The sequence below is a fragment of the Nocardioides sp. WS12 genome, assembly GCF_014108865.1.
Taxonomy (GTDB): Bacteria; Actinomycetota; Actinomycetes; order Propionibacteriales; family Nocardioidaceae; genus Nocardioides.
In genome coordinates this window covers 4,025,748-4,040,121 of sequence record NZ_CP053928.1, presented here as the reverse complement: position 1 = coordinate 4,040,121, position 14,374 = coordinate 4,025,748, and the positions used below count along the sequence as shown (strand labels likewise).

Here is a 14,374-nt window from a genome sequence, read left to right as displayed (position 1 = left end):
TCAGTGCTGGGGGACCAGCATCCGCATGACCTTCTCGGTCCCGGCGACGAGCCGGGCACGGTCGGTGCTCATCCGGCGCTCGACCATCGGCTCGTTGCCGCTGATCACGTGCACGGGGCCGTTCGCCAGGGCGGCGAGGCCTTCGCGGGCAACGTCCGCAGGCTCGGAGACGTGCATCCCGGGGACGTCGAAGTTCAGCCCCGCGCGCTCCATGGCCGGGGTGCGGGTGACGCCCAGGACGAGTTCGAGCACGTCGACGTCGTACTCACGGAGTTCGGCCCAGAGGCCCTCCGCGAAGATCCGGCCGAACGCCTTGACGCCGCCGTAGATCGCCTCGGTCGAGGTGCCGACGTAGCCGGCCAGTGAGCCGACGAGCAGGATGCCGCCGCGGCGACGCTCCCGCATCGGGCCTGCGTAGTGGTGGGTCAGCGCGAGCATCGCCGTGATGTTGAGGTCGATGACGCCCTGGAAGCCGGGCAGTTCGCCGGCGGTGAAGGCGCGGCCGTAACTGTTGGCGCCGGCGTTGTAGACGAGCAGGCCGATCTCGACGTCGGTGGTCGCGTCGGTGATCGCCGCGATCGCGGCCGGGTCGGTCAGGTCGGCCGCGATGGTGCGGACTTCGACGCCGAGTTCGCAGATCGCTTCAGCGGTCGCTTCGAGCGGCCCGGGCTTGCGGGCGATCAGGACGAGGTTGAAGCCGTCGGCCGCCAGGTGCTGGGCGAACTCGGCGCCCACGCCCTCGGAGCCGCCGGCGATGACGGCCCAGGGGCCGTACTTCTGGACGTCGACCATCAGCGCGCCTCCGGGTTGGTGGGGAGCGGCTCGTCCGACTGGACGTCGAGAGCACCTGCGACAGCAGCCGCGCGGATCGCGGCCGTCAGCGCCGAGCACCCCGTGAACGCATTGCGGTTGGGTCGCTCGGAGCTTTCGGCCGCCGTACGACGCTCTGCGCAGGTCGCCAGTGCATCGGTGCTCCACTGCAGCGTGGTCTGGTCCCAGCTGCTCTTGCGAGCAAGGACCGTGGCGCCACAGGCGCCGCAGTCGACCGGCTGCATCGGTGCGGCCTCGAGCCGCACGTCGGGACGGACAGACATGCCCATCAGCCCGGCCATCAACCTTGCGCTGGTGCTCGGGCGGCGAGGTTCTGCTCGACCTCGGCACGCCAGGCTTCGTTGGGCCGCGTGGTGTCGATCTCGAACTCGAAGCGGTCGGTCATCTCGGGTGTGACGTCGTCGACGTCGACGTAGAACTGCTGGTACCAGCGACGCAGCTGGTAGACCGGGCCGTCCTCCTCGCACAGCAGCGGGTTGTCGATCCGGGCCTTGCTCTTCCAGATGGCGACGTCCTGCTCGAAGCCGTACTTGATGAACTTGCCGGTCTTGGCGGCCATCAGGTCGGCATCCTCGTCGGAGATGCCTTCCTTCTTCTCCACGATGATCCCGTACTGGAGAACGAACGAGTTCTCATCGATCGGGTAGTGGCAGTTGATCAGGATGGTGTCCACGTCGAGGTCCTCGTAGTGGTACGTCACCTCGTCGATCATGAAGCTCGGGCCGTGGTACGCCGCGACGCTGGTCGTGCCGAGCACCGTCGGGTTGGTCTTCGACGGGGTCACCGGACGGACGTCCTCACGTCCCGCGCCATCCATGTACTGGTAGGCCGCGGTGCCCTCGAAGACGTTCTTGAAGTACGTCGGGAAGGAGTAGTGGATGTAGAAGAAGTGGGCCATGTCCACGACGTTGTCGACGATCTCGCGGCAGTTGGCGCCTTCGATGACCGTCTCGTACCAGATCCAGTCGGTCCACTTGTCGGAGTCGACCTGCGGGATGCGGGGGATCGTCACGTCGGCCGGCGGCGGATTGCCCTCCGGGTCGTTCCAGACGAAGACCATGCCGTCCTGGACGAGCGTCGGCCACGCTGCGGTGCGGGCGCGCAGCGGGACGCGGCGGGCGTAGGGGATCTGCTTGCAGCGACCGTCGCCGCCCCAGCGCCAGTCGTGGAACGGACACGCGATCTCGTTGCCCTTGACGGTGCCCTGCGACAGGTCGCCGCCCATGTGTCGGCAGAAGGCGTCGAGCACGTTGATGGTGCCGTCCTCGCCCGTGAACACGACGAGCTTCTGGCCGAACGCGTTGATCTGGTGGGGCTTGCCGTCCGCGAGGTCGCGGGCGAGTCCCAGGCAGTGCCAGCCGCGGGCGAACCGCCGCGGACCTGCGTCCACCTCGATCTGGCGGATCTGGTCGTTGGTCGTCATGGTCCGAGTCTGCGACGTCTGGTGCGATGAGCGCCGGATCCGGTCCCACTCAGCGGTAGCCTGCCAACGCCCGGGGTGGACGCCGACCGAGGATGATCAGGCCCGCTACCCGGGCTCCACGACAGAGCAGGAGAGACGCGTGCCGCGAATCGCCGAGGCCCGGCAACCCGCTGAGCCCACCTCTGACGAGCAGAAGGACCGCTACCGGCGGATCCTGAAGGCCGCCAGCAAGCTCGGGGCCGTCCACGGTCTCGAGCGGATGCAGATGGCCGACGTCGCGAAGGAAGCCGGCGTCGCGATCGCCACGCTCTACCGCTACTTCCCGTCCAAGACCGACCTGTTCGTCGCCGTACTCCACGGCCAGGTGAACACCCTGAGCGCCTCCGCGGTCAAGGAGCCGGACAGTGTCGGGAACGCCGGGGCCGTCGCGGACGTCCTGATCGCCGCCGGCCGACGGCTGCTCGAGCGGCCCCAGCTCGCGACCGCCATGCTCCAGGCCAACAACGCCGCCCAGTTGCAGGGCGGACGGGAGTACACCGAGGCGAACGCCGCCTTCCACCGTGTGCTGCTCGACGCCCTCGGTGTCGACGAGCCCGTCGACGAGGACCTGCGGATGGTCCGGATCATCGAACAGACCTGGTACGGCGTCCTGATCTCCGTGCTCAACAAGGTCATCAACATCGAACAAGCCGAGGAAGATGTCCGGCTCGCCGCGCGTCTGCTCCTCGGTCCGCGCTACGACGAAGGACAGACCTCATGAGCCGTGTCATTGCCGTCACCGGAGCAGCGTCCGGGATCGGAGCCGTCACTGCCGGCCTGCTGCGTGACCGCGGCGACCGGGTGATCGGGGTCGACCTGAAGGACGTCGAGGTCTGTGCCGACCTGTCGACCGTCGACGGCCGTGCGGCTGCGGTGGCGCAGATCGGCGAGCTTGCTAGGGGGCAGCTCCACGGGCTGATCACCTGCGCCGGCCTCAGCCGCGCGGGAGCCCCTCAGGTCAGCGTCAACTACTTCGGTACGACGGACCTGGTCACCGGGCTGCAGCCGGTGCTCGCCGCTGCGTCCGCTCCGCGGGTCGCCCTGGTCGGCTCGATCTCCGGCACCCACCCGAACGACACCGCGATCGTCGAGGCCTGCCTGGCCGGCGACGAAGCCGCCGCACTCGCTGCCGCTGAGGCGGCGGTTGCGGCCGGTCGCGCACACGAGATCTATTCCTCGACCAAGGCCGCCCTGGCGCAGTGGCTGCGACGCATCGCCGTCACGCCCGAGTTCGCCGGAGCCGGGATCCCGGTGAACGCCATCGCGCCCGGCGTCGTCCTCACGCCCATGACGGCGGAGCTCGTCTCCGACCCGCAGTGGAAGTCGATCATGGACGCGGCCGTCCCGATGCCGCTCAACGGCTACGCCGAGCCCGAGGTCATCGGCAACGCGCTGCTCTGGCTGATCGCCCCCGAGAACTCCCACATGGCCGGTCAGGTCGTGTACGTCGACGGCGGCGCGGAAGTCGTCACCTCGGCTGGCTGAACCACCCCGTTCGCGAGGTTGATTGATGTCAATCAACCTCGCGAGGGCACCTCAGAAGTGCGCCTGGCCGCCGTCGAGGGGGATGGTCGCGCCGGTGAGGTAGGCGAGGTCGGGGCCGACCAGGGCGACGACGGCGCGGCCGATGTCGGCCTCCGGGTCACCGATCCGCTTCATCGGGATGGCGGCGACGAACTCGGCGGCTTCCTCGGGGTTGTTCTCGGTCCACCACTTCAACCCGGGGGAGAGGGCGTGCGGGGCGATGCTGTTCACGCGGATCCCGTCGCCGGCCCACTCGACCGCAGCGGAGCGGGTCAGTGAGCGCAGGGCGGTCTTCGCGGCGGCGTACCCGCCGTAGGTCGTCGGGTCCCAGCGCACCATCGCTGAGGTCACCAGGTTCACGATCGAGCCGCCGCCCGCAGCGACGAGGTGCGGGTGCGCGGCCTTCATGAAGGCGAACGCGGCGAACGGGCCGGAGACGAAGCCCTTGGTGAAGTTCTTCATGCTCATGTCGAGCAGGGGCATCATCGAGCCGGAGTACGCGTTGTTGACGAGCAGGTCGACGCGGCCGAAGTCGGCGGCGATCTGGTCGACCAGCGGGGCGATCGCATCGGTGTCGAGGACGTCGAGACCGTAGGCCTCGGCGCGCACGCCACGCTCGCGCAGGAGCGCGCAGGTGGCCTCCAGCTTGGAGACCGTGCGGCCGACGACGGCGACCGAAACGCCCTCGCTGGCGAGGGCGAGGGCGATGCCCTGCCCGACACCCTGACCTGCGCCGGTGACGATCGCGACCTGTCCGTTCAATGCGTTCATGCAGACATCCTGAGCGCGTCCGACGGTGCCCGGCTGGCGGTGATCCCGGTCACCGGGAGCGTGCGCGGCCCGGCCGTCGCTGCTTGCGAATACTCGATGACATGACCACCCAGACTGACCCTGTGGCGTCGGCGCACGCTGCCATCGCGGCGATCTCCGGCCCCGGCGGCCCGAGCGAGATGCGGATCGAAGAGGTCCTCGGCGCCCCGATTCCCGTGTTCACCCACCGGTTCCGTGCCCTGCACGAGGTTCTCGCCGCTTCGGTCCAGTACGGCGATCGCACGTACCTCGTCAGCCTCGAAGGTCGTCTCACCTTCGCCGAGCACGCCAGCCGGGTCTCGTCGCTCGCCCACGCCCTCCGGGAGGAGTACGGCGTCCGGCGTGGCGATCGCGTCGCGATTTCCGCTGCGAACTCGGCCGCCTGGATCGAGTCGTTCTGGGCGGTGGTCTCGATCGGGGCGATCGCGGTCGGTTGCAACGCGTGGTGGTCTCCCCGCGAACTGGAGTACGCGCTGGAACTGACCGACCCGGTCGTCGTCCTCGCGGACGCGAAGCGGAAGGCCGCCCTGGGCGACCGGGACATCCCCGTGATCGAGTTCGGTGCCGAGCACGAGCGTCTCGCCACGGCCCGTCCGGACGCGCCGCTGCCCTCGGCGGACGTCGCCGAGGACGACCCGGCGGTCATCCTGTTCACCTCGGGCACCTCGGGCCGCCCGAAGGGCGCGGTTCACACGCACCGCAACCTGTGCTCCGTCATCGGCTTCCACCGCTACAACGACGTCCTTGCGGCGACCTTCGGTGACCCGGTGGCGCCCGAGGACAAGGTGTACCTGCTGGCGATGCCGCTGTTCCACATCGGCAGCCTGCACAACCTCGCAGTGCCGCGCCTCGCCAACGGCAGCACGGCTGCCCTGCACCTGGGTGCCTTCAACCCGGCGACCGTCCTGGAACTCGTGCAGGGCGCTCGCGTCACCCACTGGGGCGCCGTACCGACGATGGCCAACCGGCTGCTGGAGTTCGACGGGGTGCGGGACTACGACACGTCGTCGCTCTCCGCGTTCTCGCTCGCGTCCGCGCCGTCGTCGGCGGCCTTCAAGAAGAAGCTGCGCGAGCACCTGCCCTTCGCGGGGGCCCTGGTCGACAGCTACGGCCTGACCGAGTCCTGCACCGCGGTGGCGCTGGCGACTCCGATGGACCTGGCGGAGTCGCCGGGCACCCTGGGCCGGCCGATCGTCGGCGTCGAGATGGAGGTCCGCGGCCCGATGGGCGCCGTCCTCCCGGCCGGCGAGGAGGGCGAGATCTGCGTCCGCAGCGCTTACAACATGCTCGGTTACTGGCAGAACCCGCAGGCCACCGAGAACGCGATCGACGCGGACCGCTGGCTGCACACCGGTGACATCGGCACGATGGATGAGCAGGGCCGGATCCGGCTCGCGGCCCGTCGTTCCGACCTGATCATCCGCGGCGGCGAGAACGTCTATCCCGCCGAGGTCGAGGGCGTCCTCGTCGACCACCCCGCGGTCAGCGAGTGCGTGGTGATGGGCGTACCGCACGACGACCTCGGGCAGGAGGTGGCAGCGGTGATCGTCCCGGCCGACGCCACGGCCGACGCCGACGAGTTGATCCAGGTGCTGCGGGAACACGTCGCCACCGAGCTCGCGCACTTCAAGGTGCCGAGCCGCTGGCGCGTGGCGCCGCAGCCGTTGCCGCGCAACGCCACCGGCAAGGTCATCCGACCGGCGGTGCAGCCGTGACCGCCCCGACGGTGGTGCCCGATGTCTTCTCGGCCGGCCGGATCGGCCCGGTGCAGTTGCGCAACCGGGTGATCAAGGCGGCGACGTACGAAGGGCTCGCGCATCGCGGGCGCGTCACCCGTGACCTCGTCGACTTCCACGTCGCCTACGCGAAGGGCGGGGTCGGCATGACGACCGTCGCCTACCTCGCCGTCGCCAAGGACGGTCGCACCGACCGGCACCAGGTCCTCTGGACCGACGAGGCGATGCCCGGACTGCGCACGCTGACCGACGCCGTCCACGACGCCGGCGCCGCGGTGTCGGCCCAGATCGGCCACGGTGGACCCGTCGCCGAGGCCCGGAGCAACAGGTCCCCGGCGTTGGCCCCCAGCCGGCGCGTCAACGCGATCGCGATGAACACCTCCCAGGAGGCGACCGTCGCCGACCTCGACCGGATCGTTGCCGCGCACGCGCACGCCGCGGGTCGCGCGGCGGAGGCTGGCTTCGATGCCGTCGAGGTGCACCTCGGCCACAACTACCTGGCCAGCGCGTTCCTGAGCCCGAAGCTGAACAAGCGCACCGATGAGTACGGCGGCAGCCTCCGCAACCGTGCCCGGCTGGCGCGGCAGATCATGCAGGCTGTCCGCGACGAGGTCGGCGACCGGATCGCGATCATCGCGAAGATGAACATGGACGACGGCGCCCCCGGCGGCTTCTGGCTCGACGAGGCGATCCCGGTCGCCCAGTGGCTCGAGGCCGACGGCACCCTGGATGCTCTGGAGATGACGGCGGGCAGTTCGCTGCTCAACCCGATGTACCTCTTCAAGGGTGATGTCCCGCTCGACGAGTTCGCGGGCGTCATGCCGCAGCCGATCAAGGCCGGCGTGAAGATGATCGGCCACCGGTTGCTGAAGAGCTACCCGTACACGGACGGCTACCTCCTCGAGGACTCCCGCCAGATCCGGGCCGCGGTCAACCTGCCGATGATCCTGCTCGGTGGTGTCACCGATCGCCCGATGATGGACACCGCCATGGCGGAGGGCTTCGGCTTCGTCGCCATGGCCCGCGCCCTGCTGCGCGAGCCCGACCTGATCAACCGGCTCCAGGCCGACGCGGCCACCCGTTCGCTGTGCAACCACTGCAACAAGTGCATGCCCACGAACTACACTGGCACGCGCTGCGTCCTGGTCGACCGCCGTACCACCCGTGGAACGGACTGGGGCAAGCCCGCCGGCTATGCGGGACCGAACGGTGTCGACCCCATCCGGTGAGTGGGATCGGTCACAACGCCGCTCCCACCGAAAGTGCGAGATTGTCCGGGTGGCGCGCCGCATCCTCCTTCCGATCCTCGAGCTGATCGCAGTTCTGCTGCTGGTCAGCCTGGGTGTCTTCCTGCTGCTGTCGCTCGTCCCCGGTGACCCGGCGATCGCCGTACTCGGTGAAGGCCGCACACCGCAGGAGTACGACGCCCTGCGTGAGCAGCTGGGGCTGAACGACCCGCTGCTGGTGCGGTACGGCGACTGGCTGGGCGGTGTTCTCCACGGAGACTTCGGCACCTCGCTGGTGCCGCCGCAGACCTCGGTCCTCGACCGGATCCTGTCGGCCCTGCCCGTGAGTGCCCAGCTGGCCGCGATGGGCCTGGTGATGGCCCTGCTCATCGCGATCCCGCTGGCGATGTGGTCGGCGTACCACGAAGGTGGCCGGGCGGACCGGGCCATCAGTGCCGCGACGTTCGGACTGCTCTCGATGCCGTCCTTCCTCGTCGGACTCCTGCTGATCGCCGTGCTCGTCAACTCGCTCGACCTGTTCCCGCGCAACGAGTGGGTGCGCCTGGGCGACGGCATCGGCGGCAACCTGCAACACGCCTTCCTGCCGGCGCTGACGATCGCGCTGATGGAGGCGGCGATGTTCACCCGCATCCTGCGCAACGACCTCGTCACCACGCTGCACGAGGACTTCATCCTCGCGGCCCGTGCCCGGGGCATGTCGCCCCTGCGGATCATGGTCAGCGACGCGCTCCGCCCATCGTCGTTCTCGTTGGTGACGGTGCTCGGCCTGAGCATCGGTCGGCTCGTCGGCAGCACCGTGATCGTCGAGTACCTCTTCGCGCTGCCCGGCATGGGCAAGCTCGTCATCGACGCCGCCAACCAGGGCAACTACCCGATGGTGCAGGGCGCCGTCCTGGTCATCGCCGTCATCTACGTCGGCAGCAACGCCCTGATCGACCGTTCCTATGGCTATCTCGACCCGAGGACCCGCCGTGCTCGCGCCTGAACCGACCCGTCGCCGCGACGGTCGCACCCTGCTCGCCCTGACCGGGGCCGCAATCCTGGTCGTCGGTCTCGGCTTCGCCGGCTGGGCCTTCACCACCGACGTCGTGGTCACCTTCGTCCGGATGGTGCTGCTCGCCGCCGGCATCCTGCTCGCGATCACCGGTCTGGGCCGGTTGTGCCGCGGCCTGCTCGGCCGCAAGGTCGACGTCGTGTTCTGGCTCGGGATGACCTGGCTGGTACTGGTGCTGGGCGCTGCCCTGTGCGCGCCGCTGCTGCCGCTCGGCAACCACAACGACTCCGTGGCCGGTCTGACCGAGCCGATCTTCGCCCGCCCGGACCTCGGTTCGAGCCACCCGTTCGGCACCAACAACTACGGCCTCGACGTCCTCTCGCGTGCCGTGTACGGCGCCCGTACGTCGATCCTGGTTGCGCTGCTGGCGGTCCTGATCGGCACCGTGGTCGGTGGCCTCGTCGGCATGGTGTCCGGCTTCGTCCGCGGCACGACCGACCGGGTGGTCGGCATCTTGTCGAACGCGCTGCTCGCCGTACCGCCGCTGATCCTGCTCATCGCGCTGGGCTCCGTGCTGGAGCCGAGCGTGCGCAGCATCGCGTTCGCCCTGTCCCTGCTGACGATTCCGAGCATGGTGCGACTGGCGCGGGCGAACACGATCACCGTCGCCGAGCGCGAGTTCGTGCTCGCAGCGCGGGCCCTGGGTGCCGGCCGGGTGCGGCTGTTGCGCCGCGAGGTGCTGCCGAACGTCGTACTCCCGGTGCTGTCGCTGGCCGTCGTGATGATCTCGGTGCTCGTGGTCGCGGAGGCATCACTGTCGTTCCTCGGCATCGGCATCGAGCAGCCTGAACCGACCTGGGGCAACATGATTGCCGAGGGCCAGAGCGGCGTGATGGAGAAGCACCCGTTCATCGTCGTCGTACCGGGCGTCTGCCTGTTCCTGACCGTGTTCTCGTTCAACTTGTTGGGGGAGAAGGCGCAGAAGCGCTGGGATCCGAGGAGTGCCAAGCTGTGACCACCTCATCTGCTGCGGCTGCTGCTCCGCTGCTGGTCGTCGACGACCTGCACACCGTCTTCCACACCCCGCGTGGTGACGTCCGGGCTGTCGACGGCGTCTCGTTCCAGGTGGCCCCGGGCGAGACCCTCGGCCTCGTGGGCGAGTCGGGCTCGGGCAAGTCCGTGCTCGGCCGCACCGTGATGGGCCTGATCGCCAGCGGCCCCACGACCACCGTGTCCGGCAAGGTGCTGCTCGACGGCCAGGACGTGCACGCCCTCAAGCCCGGTCAGCGGCGTCAGTTGTGGGGACCCGAGATCGCGATGGTCTTCCAGGACCCGATGACCTCGCTCAACCCGGTCAAGCGCGTCGGCACCCACCTCACCGAGACCCTGCGCCGCCACCTCAAGTGCTCCCGCAAGGAAGCCACCGAACGCGCCGTCGACCTGCTCAACCAGGTGGGCATCCCCGAGCCGGTGCGCCGACTCACGCAGTACCCGCACGAGCTGTCCGGTGGCATGCGGCAGCGTGTGGTGATTGCCACCGCGCTGGCCTGCGACCCGCGCCTGCTGATAGCCGACGAGCCCACCACGGCGCTCGACGTGACCGTGCAGAAGCAGATCCTCGACCTGCTGGCCACGCTGGTCAGTGAGCGCACGATGGCGATGATCCTGATCAGCCACGACCTGGGCGCCGTTGCGGGACGCACCGACCGGGTGCAGGTGATGTACGCCGGACGCACCGTCGAGGCCGGACCGACGCGCGCCGTGTTCGACACCCCGGACCACCCCTACACCGACGCACTGCTGGCCTCGATCCCGCAACTGTCCGACGCCCCGCACACGGTGCTCCGGGCGATCGAGGGCAACCCGCCCGACATGACTCGTCCGCCCCGGGGCTGCCGTTTCGGCCCGCGGTGCGGGCGCTCCAGCGACACCTGTACGGACCTGATGCCCGGGTTGGTCGACGTACTCCCTGGTGGAGCGGTGGCCACCGGTCCGGCTCGTCAGGTCGCGTGCCACCACCCCCTCATCCCCATCGAGCCCCTGACGGAGGTCGGTCATGGCCGGTAGCGGCACCGCCCATCTGCGGCCCGGGCAGACGCGCGCCCTGGCTGTCGACGACCTCGTCGTCGAGTTCCCTGTACGACGCGGCACGGTGCACGCCGTGTCCGGTCTCAACCTCGACCTGCTGCCGGGGGAGACTCTCGGCATCCTCGGCGAGTCCGGCTGTGGCAAGTCCAGCGCCGGACGTGCAGTGATGCAGTTGCCGCCGCCGACCAGCGGGTCCGTGCGGTTGGGCGAGGTCGAGCTCACCGGCATGAAGGCACAGGAGATGCGGCGGGCCCGTGCCCGGATGCAGTTGATCCTGCAGGACCCCGTGTCCGCGCTGAACCCGCGCCGCAAGGTCAAGGACCTCGTCGTCGAAGGACTCGAGATCTGGGGCTGGGGCGACCGGGACCGCGCGACCTTTGTCGACACGCTGTTGACGTCGGTGGGCCTGGACCCCGAGGCGGTCCGCGACCGTCGTCCGCACGAACTCTCCGGCGGCCAGTGCCAGCGGGTCTGCATCGCGCGGTCGCTGGCACTCGAGCCCGACGTCCTCATCTGCGACGAGCCCGTGTCGAGCCTCGACGTGTCCGTCCAGGCGCAGATCCTCAACCTGCTCGAGAAGGCGCGCGAGCGGCTCGGGCTGAGCATGGTGTTCATTGCCCACGACGTCGCCGTCGTGAAGAACATCAGCGACCGGGTGATGGTGATGTACCTCGGCAAGACCTGCGAGGTGCTGCCGTCGACCGACCTCGAGAACGCCGCTCTGCACCCGTACACCCGGTTGCTGCTGGCGTCGGTGCCGAGCGAGGCGGACGCCGACCGGGCGCCCGAGCCGACCAAGGCCGTCGAGATGCCCTCGCCGCTCGACCCGCCGTCCGGCTGCCGGTTCCGGACCCGCTGCGTGCTGGCGACCGAACGATGCGCTGCCGAGGAACCGCAGTTGCGCGAGATCCGTCCGGGCCAGTTCGTGGCCTGCCACCACGTTGAGGAGTGACCAGTGATCCAGTACGACGACGCCATCGCGACCGCTGAGGCGATCCGGACCGGCGAGGTGTCGGCGCGCGAGGTGGTCGAGGACTCGATTGCGCGCATCGAGAAGCACAATCCGGTGCTGAACGTGGTCGTGGCCGAGCGGTTCGAGAAGGCGCTCGCCGAGGTCGACGCCGGCCTCCCGCGCGGACCGCTGCACGGTGTCCCGACGCTGATCAAGGACCTCGGCATGCAGGTCGCCGGGCTGCCGTTGACCCGTGGCAGCAAGTTGTGGGCCGACGACATTCCCGCTGTGGACAGCGAGCTGGTGCGGCGTTACCGCCGGGCCGGCATGGTCGTGCTCGGGATGAGCAACAGCCCCGAGCTCGGCAAGAACGCTTCGACGGAACCGCTCCATCACGGCCCGACCCGCAATCCGTGGTCACTGGCGCACTCGTCCGGTGGATCGTCCGGTGGATCGGCGGCTGCCGTGTCGGCCGGCCTGGTCCCCGTGGCCCATGGCAATGACGGAGGTGGCTCCATCCGGATCCCTGCTGCCATGTGCGGCCTGTTCGGCCTGAAGCCGAGCCGGGGGCGCATCACCGCCTACCCCGCGGCGACGTCGCTCGCCGCTCCGTTGTCGGCCAACCACGTCGTCAGCCGCTCGGTCCGCGACAGCGCACTGTTGCTCGACCTCACCTCCGCGCCGATGTCCGGCGATGCCTTCGCCGCGCCCACGCCTTCGGTGGCGTTCGGGGAGCAGGCGTCGCGGGCTCCGCTCTCGTTGCGGATCGGCCTGGCCACCCGCCGCGCAGACGGTGGCGTCGTCGACCCGGCAGTCGTGGCCGCCGTACGGGCGACAGCGGAGCTGTGTGAAGAGCTCGGCCACGTCGTCGAGGAGACCGAACTGTCGTACGACGCCGAGCTGATGATGAGCGGCTTCGGCACCCTGATGGGTGTCTCCTTGCTGGCCGATGTCACGCACCGCCTCGCCGCGCTGGGCCGCGACCTGCGCGACGACGACCTCGAGCCGTTCACCCGGATGCTGTTCGACCACTACTCCGCGAACATGACGCCGGTGCAGGTGTACGACGCCCACGCCGCCATCCAGCAGGTCGGTTGGCAGCTCGGCTCGTCCTTCGACCAGTTCGACCTGTTGCTCACCCCGACCCTGCCGCTGCCGACCCCCGAGCTCGGCGTCCTCGACACCAGCCGCCCCGAGGTGATGTGGGAACGCGGCGGCGACTACTCGTCGTTCACCGCCGTCATCAACGCCACCGGCATGCCTGCGATGTCCCTCCCGTGCGGACTGGATGCGGCCGGCCTGCCCCTCGGTGCCCACTTCGTCGGCCCCCTCGGCGCCGAAGGCACGTTGCTCTCCCTGGCCACCCAGCTGGAATCCGCCAACCCCTGGCCCCTCCTCGCCCCCTCGTACTGAGGGTTTGCGCGAGGTGCGTGGGTTTCTTGCACGAAGTGCGCCCGTTTCTTGGTCGAAGTGCGGGAGTTTCTCCCTCGAGGTACGGCGGCTTCTGTCCCATCAGTCTCATTGCGGGCCACGACGGGGGGTGCAGGTTGTGGACCATGCCGGGCCGTCCACAGGCCTGAGCTGGCGGGGGCACGTGTGCTGATCCGCTGACCGACGCTGTCGCGATGACAGCTCTGGAATCGTTCGACGGACGCCCCTTCACCGCCTCGATGGCCCGCGACGCCGGGATCGACCGCAATCGACTGCACCTGTTGGTGAAGTCCGGTCGCGCTCGACGTGTTGTGTACGGCGTCTACGTGGCGGCGTCCACACCGGACTCGTTGGACCTGCGCGCCCACGCCGCGGGCCTGGCGCTGCCGGCCCACGCCGTGGTCGCTGACCGCTGCGCCGCCTGGCTCCACGACGTCGACATCCTCGACTTCGAGGAGCACGACGTCATCCCCGAACTCGATGCCGTGTCCCGCGGCGGCAAGGGCAGGTCGACCCGCAAGGGAGTGTTCGGAGGGAAGCGGGATCTTGCTGGTTCGGAGGTGATGACGCTCCCCGGCGGCGTCCGCGTGACCACACCGCTGCGAACCGCCTGTGATGTCGCGTGCCTGTTCGGCCGTTACCGCGCCATCGCGACGCTGGACGAGTTCCGTCGAAAGCACCGGATCTCGCAGCTGGACCTCGCGTTGATGCTGCCCCGGTTTCGCGGCCGACGCGGCGTGATCCAGTTGCGCGAGCTGATCCCGCTCTCGACCGATCGAGCAGACTCGCAAGCCGAGTCCTGGGTGCGGTTGATGATCCACGACGAGGGACTGCCGATGCCCGAAGCGCAGGTCGACGTGGTCGTGCCCGGCTGGGGCGCGGCGCGGATGGAGAACGCCTACCCCCACCTGCGCATCGCTGTTGAGTACGACGGCGAGAAGGACCACACGTCGGAGCGAGACCGCGATCGCGACGAGACGCGGAGGGCTGCGTTGGAGGCCGCGGGGTGGATCATCTTCGTGGTCCGCAAGGGCGACCTCAAGGCGGCGAGGCGGGCGATCTGGCTGGCCCAGCTCGCGCAGGCGATCACCGAGCGCTCGCCCGGTCGGCCGTCGAAGCGGATCTATTCGCGCGGGCCCGACCAGCCGTCGTACCGCTGGCGCCGGAGGCAGGACTAACCCTGCCTGAGCGAGAAACCAACGCACCTCGAGGTAGAAACCAACGCACCTCGCGTCAGAAACCAACGCACTTCGACCAAGAAACCAACGCACTTCGCGCAAACCAAGACACCCCCCGCCC

The 14,374-nt window shown here is 69.4% G+C and carries 14 protein-coding genes; 10 read left to right on the top strand and 4 right to left on the bottom strand.

Annotated elements, in window-relative coordinates; translation table 11 throughout:
• From HRC28_RS19545 to HRC28_RS19535, 3 genes are read right to left on the bottom strand one after another with little or no spacing between them, the layout of a single operon-like run.
• Window positions 1–792 (bottom strand): SDR family NAD(P)-dependent oxidoreductase, encoded by a 792-nt coding sequence (locus HRC28_RS19545; RefSeq protein ID WP_182377070.1) that lies wholly within the window; start codon window positions 790–792, stop codon window positions 1–3.
• Complete coding sequence (locus HRC28_RS19540; RefSeq protein ID WP_202033129.1) at window positions 792–1,094, bottom strand: hypothetical protein; 303 nt, start codon at window positions 1,092–1,094, stop codon at window positions 792–794. Before HRC28_RS19540 ends, HRC28_RS19545 begins: the two co-directional genes overlap by 1 nt.
• Before the next feature lie 17 nt (window positions 1,095–1,111).
• Complete coding sequence (locus HRC28_RS19535) at window positions 1,112–2,254, bottom strand: Rieske 2Fe-2S domain-containing protein (RefSeq protein WP_182377068.1); 1,143 nt, start codon at window positions 2,252–2,254, stop codon at window positions 1,112–1,114.
• 139 nt (window positions 2,255–2,393) lie between these two features.
• Here HRC28_RS19535 and HRC28_RS19530 point away from each other — a divergent pair, with 139 nt between their 5' ends.
• On the top strand, window positions 2,394–3,014 hold the full coding sequence (locus HRC28_RS19530; RefSeq protein WP_182377067.1) for a TetR family transcriptional regulator: 621 nt from the start codon (window positions 2,394–2,396) through the stop codon (window positions 3,012–3,014).
• Window positions 3,011–3,778 carry an SDR family oxidoreductase gene (locus HRC28_RS19525; RefSeq protein WP_182377066.1) on the top strand — a complete coding sequence of 256 codons (768 nt, stop codon included), beginning with the start codon at window positions 3,011–3,013 and terminating at the stop codon, window positions 3,776–3,778. The genes HRC28_RS19530 and HRC28_RS19525 overlap by 4 nt, the downstream gene beginning before the upstream one ends.
• A gap of 51 nt (window positions 3,779–3,829) precedes the next feature.
• Here the strand turns inward: HRC28_RS19525 and HRC28_RS19520 are convergent, their stop codons facing one another.
• Window positions 3,830–4,588: an SDR family oxidoreductase gene (locus tag HRC28_RS19520; protein WP_182377065.1), complete on the bottom strand. Its 759-nt coding sequence runs from the start codon at window positions 4,586–4,588 to the stop codon at window positions 3,830–3,832.
• Window positions 4,589–4,689: 101 nt separating this feature from the next.
• On the opposite strand from HRC28_RS19520, the gene HRC28_RS19515 reads away from it, so the two are divergent.
• From HRC28_RS19515 to HRC28_RS19480, 8 genes are all read left to right on the top strand, one after another.
• Complete coding sequence (locus tag HRC28_RS19515; protein ID WP_182377064.1) at window positions 4,690–6,342, top strand: class I adenylate-forming enzyme family protein; 1,653 nt, start codon at window positions 4,690–4,692, stop codon at window positions 6,340–6,342.
• Window positions 6,339–7,592, top strand: coding sequence for an NADH:flavin oxidoreductase (locus HRC28_RS19510; protein ID WP_182377063.1), 1,254 nt, complete (start codon window positions 6,339–6,341; stop codon window positions 7,590–7,592). Before HRC28_RS19515 ends, HRC28_RS19510 begins: the two co-directional genes overlap by 4 nt.
• 49 nt (window positions 7,593–7,641) lie before the next feature.
• Window positions 7,642–8,595 carry an ABC transporter permease gene (locus tag HRC28_RS19505; RefSeq protein WP_202033128.1) on the top strand — a complete coding sequence of 318 codons (954 nt, stop codon included), beginning with the start codon at window positions 7,642–7,644 and terminating at the stop codon, window positions 8,593–8,595.
• Window positions 8,582–9,619, top strand: a complete 1,038-nt coding sequence (locus tag HRC28_RS19500; protein WP_202033127.1) for an ABC transporter permease — start codon at window positions 8,582–8,584, stop codon at window positions 9,617–9,619. Before HRC28_RS19505 ends, HRC28_RS19500 begins: the two co-directional genes overlap by 14 nt.
• Window positions 9,616–10,671, top strand: coding sequence for an ABC transporter ATP-binding protein (locus HRC28_RS19495; protein ID WP_182377060.1), 1,056 nt, complete (start codon window positions 9,616–9,618; stop codon window positions 10,669–10,671). The genes HRC28_RS19500 and HRC28_RS19495 overlap by 4 nt, the downstream gene beginning before the upstream one ends.
• Window positions 10,661–11,644, top strand: a complete 984-nt coding sequence (locus HRC28_RS19490) for an ABC transporter ATP-binding protein (RefSeq protein ID WP_182377059.1) — start codon at window positions 10,661–10,663, stop codon at window positions 11,642–11,644. Before HRC28_RS19495 ends, HRC28_RS19490 begins: the two co-directional genes overlap by 11 nt.
• 3 nt (window positions 11,645–11,647) lie before the next feature.
• Window positions 11,648–13,057 carry an amidase family protein gene (locus HRC28_RS19485; RefSeq protein WP_202033126.1) on the top strand — a complete coding sequence of 470 codons (1,410 nt, stop codon included), beginning with the start codon at window positions 11,648–11,650 and terminating at the stop codon, window positions 13,055–13,057.
• A gap of 212 nt (window positions 13,058–13,269) precedes the next feature.
• The gene (locus tag HRC28_RS19480; protein ID WP_182377058.1) at window positions 13,270–14,253 is read left to right on the top strand and encodes a type IV toxin-antitoxin system AbiEi family antitoxin domain-containing protein; all 984 of its coding nucleotides are present in this window, start codon (window positions 13,270–13,272) and stop codon (window positions 14,251–14,253) included.
• The last annotated feature ends 121 nt before the right edge of the window (window positions 14,254–14,374 follow it).